Origin of the sequence: Salinicoccus sp. Bachu38 (assembly GCF_038561955.2) — a bacterium.
Classification (GTDB): domain Bacteria; phylum Bacillota; class Bacilli; order Staphylococcales; family Salinicoccaceae; genus Salinicoccus; species Salinicoccus bachuensis.
The window spans coordinates 193,827-212,057 of the sequence record NZ_CP138333.2; the positions used below are offsets into that span (position 1 = coordinate 193,827).

The following is an 18,231-nucleotide window of genomic DNA, read 5'->3' on the forward strand; positions in this document are numbered from 1 at the left end:
CGTATTGCAAGTCCTGCGGAAAAAGTGAAAAAATCTTGGGTAATCTATTGATTTTTTCACTTTTTTCGTGTAATATATCTAACGTTGGACTGAAATGGATGGTCTGCCGTCCATGTTAAAAAAACACACCGCCTTACATACAGGGGTGCACGTTTTTGAATCGATGAAGCGAGAGGTTACTGACACGCCCGGCCGCTTTGCCATGGCAGCGTGCAAGAGAATTTTCGTGGAGAAGTCTATCAATCAATGATGACGACCAAAAGGAGGTTAAATAATGGCAAAACAAAAAATTCGTATTCGTTTGAAAGCGTACGATCACAGAGTATTGGATCAATCAGCAGAGAAGATTGTTGAAACAGCAAAGCGTTCTGGTGCGGATGTTTCCGGCCCGATCCCACTTCCAACTGAGAAGACTGTTTACACGATAATCCGCGCGGTACACAAGTACAAGGATTCCCGTGAGCAATTTGAACAGCGTACGCACAAACGTCTTATCGACATTGTAAACCCTACACCGAAAACGGTAGATGCCCTCATGGGACTCAACCTGCCATCTGGTGTGGACATCGAAATCAAATTATAAATTATAGTAGGAGGTGCGACTTTCGATGACCAAAGGAATCTTAGGTAAAAAAGTGGGAATGACTCAAGTTTTCGGAGAAAACGGCGAGCTTATCCCTGTAACAGTAGTAGAAGCAGCGGGCAACGTAGTGCTGCAGAAGAAGACGGAAGAAACTGATGGATACAGTGCAGTACAAATCGGTTTCGACGACAAGCGTGAGTTCTTTGAAGGTGCAAGAACAAACAAATATGCAAACAAGGCTGAAACCGGCCATGCCAAGGCATCCGGCAAAGCTCCTAAGCGCTTCGTACGCGAATTCAAAAATCTCGCAGCAGATGAATTCGAAGTCGGTCAAGAAGTCACTGTAGATACATTTGAGTCAGGAGACTTGGTAGACGTGACGGCAACATCCAAAGGTAAAGGTTTCCAGGGTGCGATCAAGCGTCACAACCAGAGCCGCGGACCTATGTCCCACGGTTCCCGTTACCACAGAAGACCTGGTTCAATGGGGCAGGGTGCCGACCCATCCCGCGTATTCAAAGGCAAAGCATTGCCAGGACGCATGGGCGGAGAAACTGTCACATTGCAGAATCTTGAGATCGTAAAAGTGGATGCAGAACGCAACGTCATCCTTGTAAAAGGAAACGTGCCTGGCCCACGCAAAGGATATGTAAAAATCGCATCAGCAATTAAAAAAAGTGTTAAATAATAGCAATTTAGGAAGGGAGGATTTAACACATGGCAAGCGTAGATGTATTAACTAAAGAAGGAAGCAAAGTTAATTCTATAGAACTTAACCAGGATATATTTGGCATCGAGCCAAACCAGCATGTGCTGTTTGAAGCTGTGAACCTGCAACGCGCGTCACTGCGCCGTGGCACCCACTCAGTCAAGAACCGTTCCGCAGTCAGCGGTGGTGGTAAGAAACCATTCAGACAAAAAGGGACAGGTAATGCACGTCAAGGTACAATCCGTGCACCTCACTATCGTGGAGGTGGAGTGGTATTCGGCCCTACGCCAAGAAGCTACTCCTACAAAATGCCTAGAAAAATGCGCCGTCTGGCTCTTCGCTCAGCGCTCTCCGCAAAAGTCAACGAAGAAGCGTTGACGGTCGTGGACAACCTGGCGCTCGACACTCCGAAGACAAAAGATTTCCTGGCAATCCTTGAAAATCTGAATGCGGACAAAAAGGTACTTCTCGTACTCGAGAACGAAGATGTAAACGTTGAACTTTCATCCCGTAACCTGCAAGGTGTCACAGTGCTGACGCTGGCAGAGCTCAACGTACTTGATATCCTTTCTGCAAACCGTGTTATTTTCACTGAAGGCGCAATCAATAAAGCAGAGGAGGTGCTTCTGTAATGGATGCACGCGATATCATTAAACGCCCGGTAATCACTGAGCGTTCTGCTGACTTGATGTCCATTGATAAATACACTTTTGATGTGGATGTAAAAGCAAGTAAAACACAAGTTAAATATGCAGTTGAAGAGATCTTTGACGTAAAAGTCGACAAAGTGAACATAATGAATTATAAGCCGAAGAAAAAACGTATGGGACGTTACAGCGGCTATACTAGAAAAAGAAGAAAAGCAATCGTAACACTTAAAGAAGGCTCTATCGAAATATTCTAATGAGCACTTACCAATAAGGAGGTAAAACGAGATGGCGATTAAAAAATATAAGCCGACCACAAACGCTCGTCGTAATATGACTGGTTCCGACTTCTCAGAAATCACATCAACGACACCAGAACGGTCATTATTACAGCCGCTTCCGAAAAAAGCGGGACGTAACAACCAGGGCAGGATAACTGTTCGTCATAAAGGTGGCGGACATAAGCGTCAATACAGGGTCATCGACTTCAAGCGCATCAAAGATGGTGTGCCTGCTCGCGTGACGCAGATTGAATATGATCCAAACCGTTCAGCAAACATCGCTCTTGTTGTTTATGAAGACGGAGTGAAAAGCTACATCCTTGCACCTAAAGGTGTAACAGTAGGACATGAAATCATGAGTGGTCCAGAGGCGGATATCAAAGTGGGTAACGCTATGGCACTTACTGATATCCCTGTAGGTACAACAATCCATAATATCGAATTGAAACCAGGCAGAGGCGGCCAGCTGGTAAGATCAGCAGGTGCGCGTGCGCAGGTACTCGGTAAGGAAGGCAAATATGTACTTGTCAGACTGCGTTCTGGCGAAGTGCGCATGATCCTTGCAACTTGCCGTGCAACTATCGGAGCAGTTGGCAACGAACAGCACGAACTCATCAATATCGGTAAAGCAGGCCGTTCCAGATGGAAGAGGCAGCGCCCTACAGTTCGTGGTTCTGTCATGAACCCTAACGATCACCCACACGGTGGTGGTGAAGGCCGTGCGCCAATCGGACGTCCATCACCAATGTCTCCTTGGGGCAAACCAACCCTCGGCAAGAAGACACGTAGAGGTAAGAACCGTTCTGATAAACTCATCGTAAGAGGACGCAAGAAGAAGAAATAAATGAAACCAAAGTGTGCGGATAGTATATCCGCACGCATTATTGGAAGGAGGCGCCAAAATGGCTCGCAGTCTTAAAAAAGGACCTTTTGTTGACGATCACCTCATGAAGAAGGTAGAAAAACTCAACGAAGATAACAAAAAAAGTGTAATCAAAACCTGGTCACGTCGTTCCACAATCTTCCCTAATTTCATCGGTCATACAATCGCTGTATATGATGGACGCAAGCATGTACCGGTCTATGTTACAGAAGATATGGTCGGTCATAAACTTGGAGAATTTGCTCCAACAAGAACGTTCAAAGGCCACGGAAACGACGACAAGAAAACAAGAAGATAAGGGATAAGACGGAATAAAGGAGGAACGAAAGATGCAAGCGAAAGCAGTCGCAAAAACAGTTAGAATTGCTCCTCGTAAAGCGAGAATGGTTCTTGACCTCATTCGCGGTAAAGAAGTCGGAGAAGCGATCGCAATTCTTAAACTTACGAATAAAAGAACTTCGCCAGTAGTTGAAAAGTTGATCAAATCAGCTGTAGCCAATGCTGAACATAACTATGACATGGATATCGACAGCCTATATATCTCTGAAGCGTATGCTAACGAAGGCCCGACATTGAAACGTTTCCGTCCACGTGCACAAGGCCGTGCGACAAAGATCAACAAACGTACAAGCCATATTACTATTGTAGTTTCAGAACCAGCAGAAGAAGAGGTTCAGGAAACTGAAGAAACAAAAGTAGAAGAGAACGCATAAAACCACAAGGAGGGAATTAATTTGGGTCAGAAGATAAATCCTATTGGGCTTCGTACAGGCATCATCCGTGATTGGGAGGCGAAATGGTACGCAGAGAAAGACTTTGCAGACCTGCTGCACGAAGACCTTAAAGTTCGTGAATATATCGAAAATAATCTTAAAGACGCAGCTGTTTCAAAAGTGGAAATAGAGCGCGCGGCCAACCGTGTGAACATTGCGCTTCACACTGGCAAACCAGGTATGGTAATTGGTAAAGGCGGTAGCGAAATCGACAAGCTCCGTACTGCCCTGACAAACCTGACAGGTAAAAAAATCCACATCAATGTCGTAGAAGTCAAAAAAGTCGACATGGATGCTAAGCTCGTTGCTGAAAATATCGCACGTCAACTTGAAAACCGTGTATCTTTCCGTAGAGCACAAAAACAAGTACTTCAAAGAGCGATGAGAGCTGGAGCCAAAGGTATTAAAACTCAAGTTTCAGGCCGTCTCGGTGGCGCAGATATCGCACGTTCTGAAGGATACAGCGAAGGAACAGTTCCACTGCATACTCTTCGTGCAGACATAGACTATGCACATGAAGAAGCAGATACAACATACGGTAAACTCGGTGTTAAAGTATGGATCTACCGTGGAGAAGTTCTTCCTGTCAAGAATGACAAAAAGTAAAGGAGGAAATTAACAATGCTATTACCTAAAAGAGTAAAATACCGTCGTCAACACCGTCCGGATACCAAGGGACGCGCTAAAGGCGGAACTGAAGTAAGTTTTGGTGAATATGGCCTGCAGGCGACAACAACTGCTTGGGTTACATCCAGACAGATTGAAGCAGCGCGTATCGCCATGACACGTTATATGAAACGTGGCGGTAAAGTTTGGATCAACATTTTCCCGCACACACCATATACTAAAAAACCATTGGAAGTACGTATGGGTTCAGGTAAAGGTGCTGTAGAAGGCTGGATGGCTGTAGTAAAACCTGGCCGTGTAATGTTTGAAGTTTCAGGTGTCTCAGAAGAGGTTGCTAGAGAAGCGCTTCGTCTTGCGAGCCACAAACTTCCAGTAAAGACTAAAATCGTTAAACGTGAAGAATTAGGTGGTGATACGAATGAAAGCTAATGAAATCCGTGATCTGACAACATCTGAAATTGAAAACAACGTCAAAGAACTGAAGGAAGAACTCTTCAATCTACGCTTTCAGCTAGCTACTGGTCAGCTAGAGAACACTGCTCGTATCAAAGAGGTTAGAAAAACTATCGCAAGAATGAAAACAACTATCCGCGAGAGAGAGCTCAGCGAAGCAAAAGCAAACCAATAATATCAGAGGGAGGCTCACATAGTGGAAGGTAAAAACGAACGTAAAGTTTACCAGGGTCGCGTAGTATCCGACAAGATGGATAAGACGATTACAGTGGTTGTCGAAACACAGAAGAGACACCCGATCATTGGCAAACGTGTCAAATACTCTAAAAAATACAAAGCGCATGATGAAAACAATACTGCAAAGATGGGCGACGTTGTAAGAATCGAAGAAACACGTCCATTGTCTGCAACCAAACGTTTCCGCCTCGTGGAAATTGTTGAAGAATCAGTTATCATCTAAACAATTGAAGATAAAGGAGGTCTATTCGCATGATCCAACAGGAATCCCGCTTAAAAGTGGCAGATAACTCAGGTGCACGTGAAGTGCTGACTATCAAAGTCTTGGGTGGAACAGGCCGCAAGACAGCAAATATTGGCGATGTCATTGTTGCAACCGTAAAAAATGCAACACCTGGTGGCGTTGTTAAAAAAGGTGAAGTAGTAAGAGCTGTTATAGTTAGAACTAAATCCGGTGTACGCCGTGAAGATGGTTCATACATCAGATTTGATGAGAACGCATGCGTAATCATCCGTGATGATAAAGGCCCAAGAGGTACTCGTATCTTTGGTCCAGTAGCACGTGAACTCCGTGAAGGCAACTTCATGAAGATCGTTTCACTTGCACCAGAAGTACTTTAATCCACATTTAAACAAGGAGGTGCGATTCCCATGCACGTAAGATCTGGAGACAAAGTCGTTGTAATCAGCGGTAAAGATAAAGGTAAAGAGGGTACTGTGCTCAAAGCAATCCCTGCCAAAGACCGCGTAGTCGTTGAAGGTGTCAACATGATGAAGAAACATCTCAAACCTTCACAGATGAACCCTGAAGGCGGCATCCTCGAAACAGAGGCGGCTATCCACGTATCCAACGTAATGCACGTTGACCCTGAATCAGGAGAACGCACTCGTATCCGTCATGAAGTTAAAGAAGACGGAACTAAAGTGAGAGTTGCTGTAAAATCAGGAAAAGAAATCCCGACTGTAAAATACGAAAAAAATTAATTAGCAATGGAAGGAGGTCCATACAGTGGCACGTTTAAAAGAAAGATACAATGAAGAAATCAAAAATGAACTTGTTAAAAAATTCAACTACTCTTCCGTCATGGAAGTGCCTAGGATCGAAAAGATCGTAGTAAACATGGGTGTTGGTGATGCAGTTCAAAACGCTAAAGTTCTTGATACTGCAGTAGAAGAATTAGAAGCAATTACAGGTCAGAAGCCGGTAATTACAAAAGCTAAGAAATCTATCGCGACATTCAGACTTCGTGAAGGTATGCCGATTGGAGCCAAAGTTACTCTTCGTGGGGAAAGAATGTACGATTTCCTGGACAAACTGGTTTCAGTATCCCTCCCACGCGTAAGAGACTTCAGAGGTATTTCCAAGAAGGCGTTTGATGGACGCGGCAACTACACACTCGGTGTAAAAGAGCAGCTCATCTTCCCTGAAATCGACTATGACAAAGTATCCAAGGTAAGAGGTATGGATATTGTTGTTGTAACAACAGCGAACACGGACGAAGAAGCTCGTGAGCTACTCACTCAGTTCGGAATGCCATTTCAAAAGTAAGCTATAAGGAGGCGAAATTGTGGCTAAAAAATCAATGATTGCTAAACAGCAAAAGAAACAAAAATTCAAAGTTAGAGAATATACACGCTGCGAACGTTGCGGAAGACCACATTCAGTCATTCGCAAATTCAAGCTCTGCCGTATATGTTTCCGTGAACTTGCTTACAAAGGTCAGATCCCTGGCGTCAAAAAAGCAAGCTGGTAATCGCCATAAATTGAAAGGAGGCAATTAGTAATGACAATCTCAGATCCAATTGCAGATATGCTGACGCGTATCAGAAATGCGAATATCGTGAGGCATGAAACACTGGAGATTCCTGCATCCAATATCAAAAAGGAAATTGCAGAGATTCTCAAATCAGAAGGTTTTGTTAAAAATGTAGAATATATCGAAGACGACAAGCAAGGCGTCATCCGTGTATTCCTTAAATATGGTAGCAAGAACGAAAGAGTCATCACTGGATTGAAACGTATCTCCAAGCCTGGTCTTAGAGTATACGCACGAAGAGAAGAGCTGCCGAAGGTCCTTAATGGTCTAGGTATTGCACTGATCTCTACATCTGAAGGTGTGCTTACTGACAGAGAAGCACGCAAAAGAAATATCGGCGGGGAAGTTCTCGCATACGTTTGGTAATGAATTAACAGGAGGTGCAAACAAATGAGCCGTGTAGGTAAACGTATTATTGAAATACCAAGTGATGTTACAGTTGATATTAATGGATCCACAGTTACAGTCAAAGGACCTAAAGGTGAACTGGTAAACACGTTTAACGAAGAAATGACTTATGAATTGGAAGACAATACGCTTCAGGTTGTAAGGCCAAGTGATTCCAAAAATCATCGCACAAACCATGGTACAACACGTGCATTGATCAACAACATGGTTGTCGGAGTATCCCAAGGGTTCTCCAGAGACCTTGAGCTTGTTGGTGTCGGTTATCGTGCGCAGATGCAAGGTAAAAAATTGGTACTCAATGTTGGGCTTTCTCACCCGGTTGAATTCGAACCTTCAGAGGACCTTTCCATCTCAGTGGATGGCAACACGAACGTAAAAGTTGAAGGCATTAACAAGGAAAGTGTTGGAGCGCTTGCTTCCAAAATCCGTGCCGTACGTCCACCTGAACCTTACAAAGGAAAAGGTATCCGTTACAAAGGCGAACAAGTACGCCGTAAAGAAGGAAAAACTGGTAAATAATTAATTAAAGTGAGGAGTGAACTCAATGATCGCTAAGATTGATAAAAACAAAGTGCGTCAGAAAAGACATCAGCGCGTGCGCAGCAGACTTTCTGGCACATCAGAAAGACCACGTCTAAACGTCTATCGCTCTAACAAGCATATCTATGCTCAAGTGATTGATGACATCCAACAGACGACATTGGCAAGTGCTTCTACACAAGATGCTGATTTCAAAAACGAAGTCGGATCCAATGTAGAGGCAGCTGCTGAAGTAGGCACACTGATAGCTGAACGTGCTAAAGATAAAGGTATTGAAAGCGTAGTATTCGACCGCGGTGGCTATCTATACCACGGACGTGTGAAAGCACTCGCAGAAGCTGCACGCGAAAACGGTCTGCAATTCTAATCGAAGGAGGGAATAACATTTATGGCTCGTAGAGAAGAGAAAGTACAGGAATTCGAAGAGCGCGTTGTTACAATCAACCGTATCGCTAAAGTTGTAAAAGGTGGACGTCGTTTCCGTTTCTCTGCACTTGTTGTAGTAGGAGACAAAAAAGGACGTGTAGGCTTTGGTACAGGTAAAGCCCAAGAGGTACCTGAAGCAATCAAAAAAGCAATCGAAGCTGCTAAGAAAGACCTTATTGAAGTACCACTCGTAGACGGTACTATTCCACACGAAATCATTGGACGTTTCAGCTCCGGCAGAGTATTCATGAAACCAGCAGCCCCTGGTACAGGAGTTATCGCTGGTGGACCGGTCCGTGCCGTATTGGAACTTGCAGGAGTTTCCGACATCCTGAGCAAGTCTCTTGGTGCAAACACTCCTATCAATGTTGTTCGTGCAACAATGACAGGCCTTACTGAACTAAAAAGCGCAGAAGAAGTTGCTAAATTGCGCGGCAAATCAGTTGAAGAGCTACAAAATTAAGGAGGGATTTACAGACATGGCTAAAGTTAAAATCACCCTCAAAAAAAGTTTGATCGGGAGATCTGAGACGCAGAGAAGAACAGTTGCTTCCCTCGGACTCAGAAAGCTCCAGCAGTCAGTCGAGCTTGAAGATACACCTCAGCTCAGAGGTCAGGTTGAGAAAGTCAGCCACTTAGTTTCAGTAGAAGAAAAATAATGATATTATGATATAGGAGGTGCAAAGATGAAATTACATGAGATGAAACCAGTAGAAGGTGCGCGTAAAAATCGCAATCGTGTAGGTCGTGGTATGTCTTCTGGTAATGGTAAGACATCTGCACGTGGTCATAATGGTCAAAATTCACGTTCCGGTGGTGGAGTGGGACCGACTTTCGAAGGTGGACAACTTCCACTGTTCCGTCGTATTCCAAAACGTGGATTTACGAACATTAACCGTAAAGAATATGCAGTGCTTAACCTGAGCGATTTGAATCGCTTCGAAGATGGTACTGAAGTTACACCTGAAATGCTGAAAGAAAATGGTATTGTTAAGAACACAAAATCTGGCATCAAAGTACTGGGCAATGGTACTCTTGAGAAGAAATTAACAATCAAAGCTCATAAGTTTTCTGGTTCAGCTGCTAAAGCAATTGAGGAACAGGGCGGAAGCTACGAGGTGATCTAATGCTCGGCACGTTATCCAATTTCTTTAGAATTAAAGAAATCCGAAGTAAAATTCTTTTTACTTTGGCAATGCTCGTGATTTTCAAAATCGGCACATATATACCGGTTCCAGGTGTGGATCCGAGTGTGTTCGATATGGGAGCAGGCCAACAGGGCGTGCTGGATCTTATGAACACCTTCGGTGGTGGCGCACTGATGAACTTCTCCATTCTTGCCATGGGCATCATGCCCTACATTACAGCATCAATCGTGGTTCAGCTCCTACAGATGGATGTCGTACCCAAGTTTGCTGAATGGGCAAAGCAGGGGGAAGTAGGAAGACGCAAGCTCAGTCAGTTCACACGCTATTTCACCATCGTACTTGCGTTCATACAATCGTTGGGGATGTCTTTTGCTTTCAACCGGATGTTCGAAGGTATGCTTTTGGACAATAGCAATATTGGCTCATATCTGCTTATTGCACTTGTACTCACAACAGGCACAGCTTTCCTGATGTGGCTGGGAGAACAGATTACGACATATGGTGTCGGCAATGGTATCTCAATCATCATCTTTGCAGGTATACTCAGCGTGCTGCCCAGTGCAATCATTCAACTCTACCAGCAGAAATTTGTCGGTGCGGATGATACGACGATGGCAGTGCTGCAGATGGTCGGCCTTTTCATCATGCTTATATTGATTACAGCATTTGCTGTATTCATACTGCAGGCTGTCCGTAAAATTCCAGTACAATATGCCAAGCGTCAGAGAACATCATCGCAATTGGCACCACAATCGACATTCCTGCCGCTCAAAGTCAATCCGGCAGGGGTAATTCCAGTCATCTTTGCGATGGCATTTTTCATGCTGCCGCAGACGCTGACGTTGTTCTTCCCTGATGCCAATTGGGCTCAGACAGTCGCAAGATTCGCTGATCCGTCCGACTGGATAGGAATGATCTTTTATGTTGCCCTGATCATTGCATTTACGTACTTCTATTCATTTGTACAGGTCAATCCTGAAAAGATGGCAGACAACCTTAAGAAGCAGGGAAGTTACGTGCCTGGCATCCGTCCGGGCAGGAACACACAGGACTACATTACATCTGTACTCTACAGACTCGTATTTGTAGGTTCGCTCTTCCTGGCCGGGATTTCCATCCTGCCACTTCTTATTACGAAGTTCATGGATCTGCCGCAAGCGATTCAAATTGGAGGTACGAGTCTTCTGATTGTCATCGGTGTTGCACTTGAAACCATGAAACAGTTGGAAGCACAAGCAAACCAAAGAGAATACCGCGGTTTCAGAAAGCGCAGGTAGGAGGAAAAGCGTATGAATATTATATTGATGGGATTACCTGGGGCAGGTAAAGGCACCCAGGCTTCCAAGATTATAAAGAAATACCCGATCCCTCATATTTCAACTGGTGATATGTTCCGTCTTGCAATCAAAAATGGTACAGAGCTCGGTAAAGAAGCCAAGTCCTACATGGATAAAGGTGAACTTGTCCCAGATGAAGTAACAATCGGCATCGTCAAAGAGCGCTTGAGTCAGAGTGATGCAAAGGACGGCTTCCTATTGGATGGTTTCCCACGCACCGTAGAACAGGCGGAAGCGCTGAATGGCATCATGAAGGAACTTGGAACGAAGATTGACAGAACGATCTATGTTGAAGTTGCTGAAGAAGAACTGATGAACCGTCTGACTGGCCGTCGCATCTGTGAAGTTTGCGGCACCACCTATCATCTTGTGTTCAACCCGCCTAAACAGGAAGGTGTTTGTGATCTTGATGGTGGCAAGTTGTATCAGAGGGAAGATGACAACCCTGAAACAGTTGCAAATCGTCTGGAAGTAAACCTCCAGCAGACAGCACCGATGCTTGATTTCTATGAAGATCAGGGTGTGCTTGTCAAAGTGGATGGCTCCCGGGACATTGACGAAGTGTTCAACGATGTTGATGAGATTCTGCAAAATATATAAGGATATTCACCTCTTCAGACACTTCTGAGTGAATGTTGCTTGTATCATAACGAAAAATATCCAAGTTCATATTTGGCGTTAAGTGTAGTTCTATCTTCACCTGAAGTGAATTTCTAATAGAGATTAGAATGCTGTAAAGGGGGAATTTGAAATGAGTAAACAAGATGTTATCGAACTGGAAGGCACTGTGCTGGATACATTGCCAAATGCCATGTTCAAAGTGGAACTTGAAAATGGGCATGAGATTCTCGCTCATGTTTCAGGGAAAATCCGTATGAACTATATACGTATTCTTCCTGGCGATAAAGTAACAGTCGAAATGTCACCATATGATCTAACACGTGGCAGAATCACTTATCGTTTTAAATAATGGACTCCACATTCTAAGGAGGTAAAACACATGAAAGTAAGACCATCAGTCAAGCCTATCTGTGAAAAATGCAAAGTCATCCGCAGAAAAGGCAAAGTAATGGTAATTTGTGAAAACCCTAAGCATAAACAGAAGCAAGGCTAAAATTATAATATCGGAGGTGTAACATATGGCTCGTATTGCAGGAGTAGACGTACCACGTGAAAAGCGTGTCGTAATCTCTCTCACTTATATTTACGGTATCGGGAGCACAAGAGCGCAGGAAATCCTTGAAAAAGCAGGTGTATCTGAAAGTACACGTGTAAGAGATCTTACTGAAGACGAACTCAACTCGATTCGTGAAGTCGTTGATACGTATAAGATTGAAGGTGACCTTCGTCGTGAACAGAACCTCAACGTAAAACGTCTGATGGAGATCGCTTCCTATAGAGGAATCCGTCACCGTCGTGGACTTCCAGTTCGTGGACAGCATACCAAAAACAATGCCCGTACACGTAAAGGTCCAGTTAAAACAGTTGCGAACAAGAAGAAATAATTAGGGAAAAGGAGGAGAAAAAATGGCTCGTAGACAACAAACACGTAAACGTAAAGTGAAAAAGAATATTGACTCCGGAATCGCGCATATCCGTTCAACATTCAACAACACAATTGTAACTATCACTGACGATTTTGGTAATGCACTGTCATGGTCATCAGCAGGTGCACTTGGTTTCAGGGGTTCTAAGAAATCTACACCATTCGCTGCACAGATGGCTTCAGAAACAGCTTCCAAAGCTGCAATGGAACACGGACTCAAAACTGTCGAAGTTACAGTGAAAGGTCCAGGGGCAGGTCGTGAATCAGCAATCCGCGCACTCCAATCTGCAGGTCTTGAAATTACAGCAATCAAAGATGTCACTCCTGTACCACACAATGGCTGCCGTCCACCTAAACGTCGCCGTGTATAATTACTGGTCACAGGACAATTCCGAGTGTAATGTAAAACACATGGCTGCATAATATTTCCGGCGTTTAGAGGGAGGATAAGTAGACAAATGATAGAAATCGAAAAACCTAGAATTGAAACAGTCGAAGTATCGGAAGATTCTAAGTTTGGTAAGTTTGTTGTTGAACCTCTGGAGAGAGGATATGGAACAACACTTGGAAACTCCTTGCGTCGCATTCTTTTATCATCATTACCTGGTGCGGCAGTCAAAACGATAGAAATAGAAAATGTACTGCATGAATTTTCTACAATTGAAAACGTTGTGGAAGATGTTACAACAATCATCACCAACATCAAAAAGCTTGCACTCAAGATCTATTCCGAGGAAGAAAAAGTTCTGGAAATTGATTTCAGTGGAGAAGGCAGCGTCACAGCTGGGGACATCACCCATGACAGCGATGTCGAGATTTTGAACCGCGACCTGAAGATTGCAACAGTATCCAATGGTGGGCAGTTGAAAATCCGCATGATCGCAAATCGCGGTAGAGGTTATACGCTCGCAGAGGGCAATAACAAGAGCGAAATGTCAATCGGTGTGATTCCAGTAGATTCAATCTACACACCAATCGAACGTGTCAACTACACAGTTGAAAACACGCGTGTTGGCCAGAAGACGAACTTCGACAAACTGACTCTCGATGTATGGACAGACGGTTCGATCTCCCCGCAGGAAGGCATATCCCTTGCTGCCAAAATCATGACGGAACACCTGAATATCTTTGTCGGTCTGACTGATGAAGCTCAGAATGCAGAAATCATGATCGAGAAGGAAGAGGACCAGAAAGAGAAAGTGCTTGAAATGTCCATCGAAGAACTCGACCTGTCAGTACGTTCATATAACTGTCTGAAACGTGCAGGCATCAATTCTGTACAGGAACTGACTGATAAGAGTGAAGCAGATATGATGAAGGTAAGAAATCTGGGACGCAAGTCTCTTGAAGAAGTTAAGTTTAAACTTGAGGACCTCGGTCTGGGGCTCCGTAAAGAAGACTGATAAAGGAGGTAAATTGCAATGGGCTACAGAAAACTAGGACGCACGTCCGACCAAAGAAAAGCGATGCTCCGTGATTTGGCAACATCCCTTATCGTGAGCGAACGCATTACAACAACTGAACAGAGAGCGAAGGAACTTCGCAGAGTGGTAGACAAACTGGTTACACTTGGCAAGCGTGGAGACCTGGCGTCTAAACGTCGTGCAGGTCAGACAGTGCGCAATGTCGAAATCGCAAATGAAGATGGTACTACGCAGTACGCACTTCAAAAGCTTTTTGATGATATCGCACCACGTTTCGAAGACCGTCAGGGTGGCTACACTAGCATCAAGAAACTTGGTGAACGTCGTGGTGACGGTGCTGAACTCGTAATCATCGAATTCGTACAAGGCGCTGCAGCGACTGAAGAAGCGTAATCCTATAAAAGCAGACTGAGTGTTACGATAATGTGGCCGTATGGCCATATTGTCTAGCTCAACGTACCCTGCAGGCAATACAGAATCATCGCGCGACTCCCATGTGCAGGGTACGCGCTTTTTTATTACATAAAAATGGTGGTGGAGATATGATTGGACTTGAAGATATAACCTACAGCTATCGGACAGGTGAATATAAAGCCCTGGATCATATCTCCCTGACCTTTCATCGTGGGGAATGGGTCTCCATCATCGGGCATAATGGCTCGGGCAAAAGTACGCTCGTCAAAATTCTGATGGGCATATTGAATGATTACGAAGGTTCAGTCACAGTCGATGGCGAAGTGCTGGATGAAGAAAATCGTATTGAAATGAGGAAGAAGTTTGCAATCGTCTTCCAGAATCCGGACAACCAGTTTGTCGGTGCAACGGTGGAAGATGATGTGGCATTCGGTCTCGAGAACAATGGGGTCCCGAGGGACGAAATGGTGAGACGGACCGAAGAGGCACTTAAGGCGGTCAACATGCTTGAATTCCGTAATCATGAGCCTTCCAGGCTGTCAGGGGGACAAAAGCAGCGTGTAGCCATCGCGAGCGCGCTGGCAATGGCGCCTGATGTACTCATCCTTGACGAAGCGACCTCGATGATTGATCCGGAAGGCAGGCGGGAAGTACTCGACATACTGAGAACCATCCACCGTCAGGGAACAGCGACACTTGTCTTCATCACACATGATCTGTCCGAGATTGAAGACAGTGACCACGCAGTCATCATGAAGGACGGCCGTGTCATCAGTGAAGGTACGGTGGAGGAAATATATCAGGATACAGATGCATTGCTGGCCAGCCGCCTGGTGCTGCCTTTCCATATGAAGATATCCAAACGGCTGCTTGATGGTTCTTTCATGTCATATGACGAGTTGGTGGAACGCCTATGAGGATCACCTTCAGAAACCTGACGAGCATCTATCATCAGAATACGCCTTTTGAACATCTTGCACTGAATGATATCAACACAACCTTCGAAGAGGGCGTATACTATGGCATCATCGGCCACACAGGCAGTGGCAAATCGACGATGATCCAGACGCTGAATGGGCTTCTGCTGCCGAGCAGGGGAGAAGTGCATGCCGGTGACATCCTGCTGAAGAAGAAGTCGAAGCAGAAGGATATCCATCAGGTAAAAAAGCACGTGGGCATGGTATTCCAGTTCCCGGAGCACCAGCTGTTCGAGGAAACTGTACTCAAGGATGTCATGTTCGGCCCGAAGAACATGGGAATGGATGAAGTTGTGGCCCAGGAAAAATCAGAATACTATCTGAACCTGTTGAGCATTGATGAATCCCTCTTCCAGTCTTCCCCTTTCGATCTGTCAGGCGGCCAGATGCGCAAGGTTGCCATCGCGGGCATACTCGCCATGGAGCCGGAAGTGCTCATCCTGGATGAACCGACAGCAGGCCTGGATCCGAAAAGTCATATTGAGACGATGGAGCTTTTCCAGAGAATCCATCAGGAGATGGGCATCACCGTCATCCTTGTCACACACGATATGAACGACGTCTTTGAATATACCGACTATGTAAAGATTCTGAGCGGGGGCCGGCTGGTGAGGGAAGGCAGGACCATCGACCTGCTTACAGACGAAAAAATGCTTGGACGGTTTGCGCTCGAAGCACCGGATATTGTAAAACTGGCCCATGACCTGGAGGACAAAGGAATCGTGCTCGACGAAATACCGAGGAATGTGGGACATTTCACCGAACTCTATGAGAAGTGGAGGGCGGGCAATGCTTAGTAAAATGCTGCTTGGCAGATATATCCCGGGATCCAGTCTGGTCCATCAGCTTGACCCACGTGCAAAGATACTGGCAGTCGTCCTGTTCATGGCCATTGTATTCTTTGCCAACCACTGGACCGGCTATATGCTGCTGATCGTCTTCATCACCGTATTGACAAAAACTGCAGGCTTGTCCATCCGTTTCCTCTTCAATGGACTGAAACTGATACTCATACTGCTGCTGTTCACTTTCTTCATGCATCTCTTCTTTACGAAGGGTGGCACAGTGCTCGTCGACGGCGGCTTCTTCACAATAGAATCCGAAGGGGTCGTGCGGGGTGTCTATATTACCATCCGTCTCGCAATGCTAGTATTGATCACGACGATACTTACCTTGACGACGAGCCCCCTCCAGCTGACAGACGCCATCGAACGCATCGCGAAGCCGCTGAAGGTCTTCAGGGTGCCCGTGCATGAAATCGCTCTGATGATGTCCATCAGCCTCCGCTTCATTCCGACGCTGATGGATGAAACGGAGAAGATCATCAAGGCACAGAGTGCCAGAGGATCGACATTCATGACCGGAAGCCTGATGTCCAGACTCCAGGCGCTGACTCCAATCTTCATTCCGCTTTTCATTTCATCCTTCAAACGGGCGGAAGAGATGGCCATCGCCATGGAAGTCAGAGGCTACCAGGGCGAAGAGGGGCGGACCCACTACCGTGTGCTCAACTGGCAGTGGAAGGACACTTCCGCCCTGATCCTGATGATCATATTCGGCATCATCCTGTGGATGATCAGACAGTAAGGAGTAGAGAAATGCGTTATCTAGTAAAAACAAGCTATAATGGTGCCGGCTTCAATGGCTTCCAATATCAGATGGAGGGACGCACGGTGCAGGGGGAAATAGAGAAGATACTTCAGAGGATGCATAAGACGTCCGTCAGAATCCATCCCGCCGGACGTACCGACAGCGGCGTCCATGCACGGGAACAGTACTTCCACTTCGACTCCGGCCTGAACATCCCCGAATCCAGATGGCAGCATGCATTGAACAGTGCAATGCCGGACGATATAGCAATCCATGAAGTCAGACAGATCAGTCCGGACTATCATATACGCCACCATTCTCAAGGCAAGGCCTATCGATACCGCATCTACCAGGGGGACATGCGTGACCCCTTCGAAAAGGGATTGAAGGTCTACTATCCATATGAACTTGATGAGGGGAGGATGCGGGAGGCGATGCAGCATTTCATCGGCACCCATGATTTTACAAGCTTCTCCAGTGCCAAGTCGCCGATTGAAAACAAGGTCCGCCACATCTACCGTTTCGATCTGATAAAGACGGAGAATGGCTATGACTTCCTCATCATCGGCTCCGGTTTTCTCTACAATATGGTCAGAATCCTTGTCGCATACGTGCTCGAGGTCGGCCAGGGACGGTGGAAGGCTTCACGGACCCCCCATATCATAGAGGCGAAGGACAGGACGCTCGTGCCCAAGACGGCACCGCCGGAAGGACTCTACCTGGAACGTGTGTTTCTTGATGAGGCATCACGGAATCAGGCATTGGAAAAATATAAAATAACCCCTTAAGACATTGACAAAATACCCTTTTGGGGTTATCATAGACAACGGTATAATTTTATATCACCCCACGATAAGCCCCGGAAACTTATTGTGCACAACGATATAAAGCAAACGAAGCTTTTTTATTTTAGAGAGCATGAATGAGAGCACCACTCATATATTTAGGAGGACTGGAAATGCGTCAAACATTTATGGCCAACGAAGCCAATATTGAACGTAAATGGTATGTTGTCGACGCAGAAGGACAGACACTTGGTCGTCTTTCTTCTGAAGTTGCATCCATACTGCGCGGCAAGAACAAACCGACATACACACCACATGTTGATACAGGTGATAATGTAATCATCATCAACGCTGAAAAGATCGAAATGACTGGTAACAAAGAACAGGACAAAATGTACTACAGACACACTGGCCACCCAGGTGGAATCAAATCCATCTCAGCCGGTGAACTGAAAAGGAAGAACCCTGTCCGTCTGTTGGAAAACTCCATCAAAGGCATGCTTCCAAAGAACAGACTCGGTCGCGCACAAGGCAAGAAACTTCATGTATATGCTGGAAGCGAGCATAAGCATGAAGCACAAAAACCAGAAAACTACGAACTTCGCGGTTAAGGATAGGAGGTTAAT

Annotated in this window: 34 protein-coding genes; all 34 read left to right on the plus strand. The window is 45.4% G+C overall.

Annotated elements, in window-relative coordinates; translation table 11 throughout:
- The first annotated feature begins 274 nt into the window (after positions 1-274).
- The 34 genes from rpsJ to rplM all read left to right on the plus strand — a co-directional run bounded on the left by rpsJ (position 275) and on the right by rplM (position 18,216).
- Positions 275-583: a 30S ribosomal protein S10 gene (gene rpsJ, locus RQP18_RS00940; protein ID WP_031547042.1), complete on the plus strand. Its 309-nt coding sequence runs from the start codon at positions 275-277 to the stop codon at positions 581-583.
- 25 nt (positions 584-608) lie between these two features.
- A complete protein-coding gene (rplC, locus tag RQP18_RS00945; protein WP_342388318.1) occupies positions 609-1,271 on the plus strand; it encodes a 50S ribosomal protein L3 in 663 nt (220 codons plus the stop codon).
- A 29-nt stretch (positions 1,272-1,300) separates the two neighbouring features.
- A complete protein-coding gene (rplD, locus tag RQP18_RS00950) occupies positions 1,301-1,924 on the plus strand; it encodes a 50S ribosomal protein L4 (RefSeq protein ID WP_342388319.1) in 624 nt (207 codons plus the stop codon).
- On the plus strand, positions 1,924-2,196 hold the full coding sequence (gene rplW / locus RQP18_RS00955) for a 50S ribosomal protein L23 (protein ID WP_342388320.1): 273 nt from the start codon (positions 1,924-1,926) through the stop codon (positions 2,194-2,196). Before rplD ends, rplW begins: the two co-directional genes overlap by 1 nt.
- 31 nt (positions 2,197-2,227) lie before the next feature.
- On the plus strand, positions 2,228-3,064 hold the full coding sequence (gene rplB / locus RQP18_RS00960) for a 50S ribosomal protein L2 (protein WP_342388321.1): 837 nt from the start codon (positions 2,228-2,230) through the stop codon (positions 3,062-3,064).
- Positions 3,065-3,122: 58 nt separating this feature from the next.
- Positions 3,123-3,401, plus strand: a complete 279-nt coding sequence (gene rpsS, locus RQP18_RS00965; protein WP_031547047.1) for a 30S ribosomal protein S19 — start codon at positions 3,123-3,125, stop codon at positions 3,399-3,401.
- A 31-nt stretch (positions 3,402-3,432) separates the two neighbouring features.
- Positions 3,433-3,816, plus strand: a complete 384-nt coding sequence (gene rplV, locus RQP18_RS00970; RefSeq protein ID WP_031547048.1) for a 50S ribosomal protein L22 — start codon at positions 3,433-3,435, stop codon at positions 3,814-3,816.
- A gap of 21 nt (positions 3,817-3,837) precedes the next feature.
- Positions 3,838-4,482 carry a 30S ribosomal protein S3 gene (gene rpsC, locus RQP18_RS00975; protein ID WP_031547049.1) on the plus strand — a complete coding sequence of 215 codons (645 nt, stop codon included), beginning with the start codon at positions 3,838-3,840 and terminating at the stop codon, positions 4,480-4,482.
- Between the two features lie 15 nt (positions 4,483-4,497).
- Positions 4,498-4,932 (plus strand): 50S ribosomal protein L16, encoded by a 435-nt coding sequence (gene rplP, locus RQP18_RS00980; protein WP_342388322.1) that lies wholly within the window; start codon positions 4,498-4,500, stop codon positions 4,930-4,932.
- A complete protein-coding gene (gene rpmC / locus RQP18_RS00985; RefSeq protein ID WP_031547052.1) occupies positions 4,922-5,131 on the plus strand; it encodes a 50S ribosomal protein L29 in 210 nt (69 codons plus the stop codon). The genes rplP and rpmC overlap by 11 nt, the downstream gene beginning before the upstream one ends.
- Positions 5,132-5,152: 21 nt before the next feature.
- Positions 5,153-5,416 carry a 30S ribosomal protein S17 gene (rpsQ, locus tag RQP18_RS00990; RefSeq protein WP_342388323.1) on the plus strand — a complete coding sequence of 88 codons (264 nt, stop codon included), beginning with the start codon at positions 5,153-5,155 and terminating at the stop codon, positions 5,414-5,416.
- Positions 5,417-5,445: 29 nt separating this feature from the next.
- Entirely contained in the window at positions 5,446-5,814 is a 369-nt protein-coding gene (gene rplN, locus RQP18_RS00995; protein ID WP_031547056.1) for a 50S ribosomal protein L14, read from the plus strand.
- 30 nt (positions 5,815-5,844) lie between these two features.
- Positions 5,845-6,177, plus strand: coding sequence for a 50S ribosomal protein L24 (gene rplX, locus RQP18_RS01000; RefSeq protein ID WP_342388324.1), 333 nt, complete (start codon positions 5,845-5,847; stop codon positions 6,175-6,177).
- Between the two features lie 25 nt (positions 6,178-6,202).
- Positions 6,203-6,742: a 50S ribosomal protein L5 gene (rplE, locus tag RQP18_RS01005; protein ID WP_342388325.1), complete on the plus strand. Its 540-nt coding sequence runs from the start codon at positions 6,203-6,205 to the stop codon at positions 6,740-6,742.
- A 19-nt stretch (positions 6,743-6,761) separates the two neighbouring features.
- A complete protein-coding gene (locus RQP18_RS01010) occupies positions 6,762-6,947 on the plus strand; it encodes a type Z 30S ribosomal protein S14 (protein WP_084184968.1) in 186 nt (61 codons plus the stop codon).
- 30 nt (positions 6,948-6,977) lie between these two features.
- Positions 6,978-7,376, plus strand: coding sequence for a 30S ribosomal protein S8 (rpsH, locus tag RQP18_RS01015; protein ID WP_031547063.1), 399 nt, complete (start codon positions 6,978-6,980; stop codon positions 7,374-7,376).
- A 24-nt stretch (positions 7,377-7,400) separates the two neighbouring features.
- Positions 7,401-7,937: a 50S ribosomal protein L6 gene (gene rplF / locus RQP18_RS01020; protein ID WP_342388326.1), complete on the plus strand. Its 537-nt coding sequence runs from the start codon at positions 7,401-7,403 to the stop codon at positions 7,935-7,937.
- A 25-nt stretch (positions 7,938-7,962) separates the two neighbouring features.
- Entirely contained in the window at positions 7,963-8,325 is a 363-nt protein-coding gene (gene rplR, locus RQP18_RS01025) for a 50S ribosomal protein L18 (protein WP_342388327.1), read from the plus strand.
- A 21-nt stretch (positions 8,326-8,346) separates the two neighbouring features.
- Entirely contained in the window at positions 8,347-8,847 is a 501-nt protein-coding gene (gene rpsE, locus RQP18_RS01030; protein ID WP_031547067.1) for a 30S ribosomal protein S5, read from the plus strand.
- 16 nt (positions 8,848-8,863) lie between these two features.
- Positions 8,864-9,043: a 50S ribosomal protein L30 gene (gene rpmD / locus RQP18_RS01035; protein ID WP_031547068.1), complete on the plus strand. Its 180-nt coding sequence runs from the start codon at positions 8,864-8,866 to the stop codon at positions 9,041-9,043.
- Between the two features lie 27 nt (positions 9,044-9,070).
- Positions 9,071-9,511, plus strand: a complete 441-nt coding sequence (rplO, locus tag RQP18_RS01040) for a 50S ribosomal protein L15 (protein WP_342388328.1) — start codon at positions 9,071-9,073, stop codon at positions 9,509-9,511.
- Entirely contained in the window at positions 9,511-10,809 is a 1,299-nt protein-coding gene (gene secY, locus RQP18_RS01045) for a preprotein translocase subunit SecY (RefSeq protein ID WP_342388329.1), read from the plus strand. The genes rplO and secY overlap by 1 nt, the downstream gene beginning before the upstream one ends.
- 12 nt (positions 10,810-10,821) lie before the next feature.
- Positions 10,822-11,469: an adenylate kinase gene (locus RQP18_RS01050; protein ID WP_342388330.1), complete on the plus strand. Its 648-nt coding sequence runs from the start codon at positions 10,822-10,824 to the stop codon at positions 11,467-11,469.
- A 151-nt stretch (positions 11,470-11,620) separates the two neighbouring features.
- Positions 11,621-11,839 carry a translation initiation factor IF-1 gene (infA, locus tag RQP18_RS01055; RefSeq protein ID WP_017547668.1) on the plus strand — a complete coding sequence of 73 codons (219 nt, stop codon included), beginning with the start codon at positions 11,621-11,623 and terminating at the stop codon, positions 11,837-11,839.
- Between the two features lie 30 nt (positions 11,840-11,869).
- Positions 11,870-11,983: a 50S ribosomal protein L36 gene (gene rpmJ / locus RQP18_RS01060; RefSeq protein WP_003156543.1), complete on the plus strand. Its 114-nt coding sequence runs from the start codon at positions 11,870-11,872 to the stop codon at positions 11,981-11,983.
- Positions 11,984-12,008: 25 nt separating this feature from the next.
- A complete protein-coding gene (gene rpsM, locus RQP18_RS01065; protein ID WP_342388331.1) occupies positions 12,009-12,374 on the plus strand; it encodes a 30S ribosomal protein S13 in 366 nt (121 codons plus the stop codon).
- Positions 12,375-12,396: 22 nt separating this feature from the next.
- The gene (gene rpsK / locus RQP18_RS01070) at positions 12,397-12,786 is read left to right on the plus strand and encodes a 30S ribosomal protein S11 (protein WP_031547075.1); all 390 of its coding nucleotides are present in this window, start codon (positions 12,397-12,399) and stop codon (positions 12,784-12,786) included.
- An 87-nt stretch (positions 12,787-12,873) separates the two neighbouring features.
- Entirely contained in the window at positions 12,874-13,818 is a 945-nt protein-coding gene (locus RQP18_RS01075) for a DNA-directed RNA polymerase subunit alpha (RefSeq protein WP_031547076.1), read from the plus strand.
- Between the two features lie 18 nt (positions 13,819-13,836).
- Complete coding sequence (gene rplQ / locus RQP18_RS01080) at positions 13,837-14,232, plus strand: 50S ribosomal protein L17 (RefSeq protein WP_031547077.1); 396 nt, start codon at positions 13,837-13,839, stop codon at positions 14,230-14,232.
- 149 nt (positions 14,233-14,381) lie between these two features.
- Positions 14,382-15,170 (plus strand): energy-coupling factor transporter ATPase, encoded by a 789-nt coding sequence (locus RQP18_RS01085; RefSeq protein WP_342388332.1) that lies wholly within the window; start codon positions 14,382-14,384, stop codon positions 15,168-15,170.
- Positions 15,167-16,027 (plus strand): energy-coupling factor transporter ATPase, encoded by an 861-nt coding sequence (locus RQP18_RS01090; protein WP_342388333.1) that lies wholly within the window; start codon positions 15,167-15,169, stop codon positions 16,025-16,027. The genes RQP18_RS01085 and RQP18_RS01090 overlap by 4 nt, the downstream gene beginning before the upstream one ends.
- Positions 16,020-16,817, plus strand: a complete 798-nt coding sequence (locus RQP18_RS01095; RefSeq protein WP_342388334.1) for an energy-coupling factor transporter transmembrane component T family protein — start codon at positions 16,020-16,022, stop codon at positions 16,815-16,817. The genes RQP18_RS01090 and RQP18_RS01095 overlap by 8 nt, the downstream gene beginning before the upstream one ends.
- Positions 16,818-16,828: 11 nt before the next feature.
- A complete protein-coding gene (truA, locus tag RQP18_RS01100; protein WP_342388335.1) occupies positions 16,829-17,608 on the plus strand; it encodes a tRNA pseudouridine(38-40) synthase TruA in 780 nt (259 codons plus the stop codon).
- Positions 17,609-17,778: 170 nt separating this feature from the next.
- Complete coding sequence (gene rplM / locus RQP18_RS01105) at positions 17,779-18,216, plus strand: 50S ribosomal protein L13 (protein WP_175288159.1); 438 nt, start codon at positions 17,779-17,781, stop codon at positions 18,214-18,216.
- Positions 18,217-18,231: the final 15 nt, after the last annotated feature.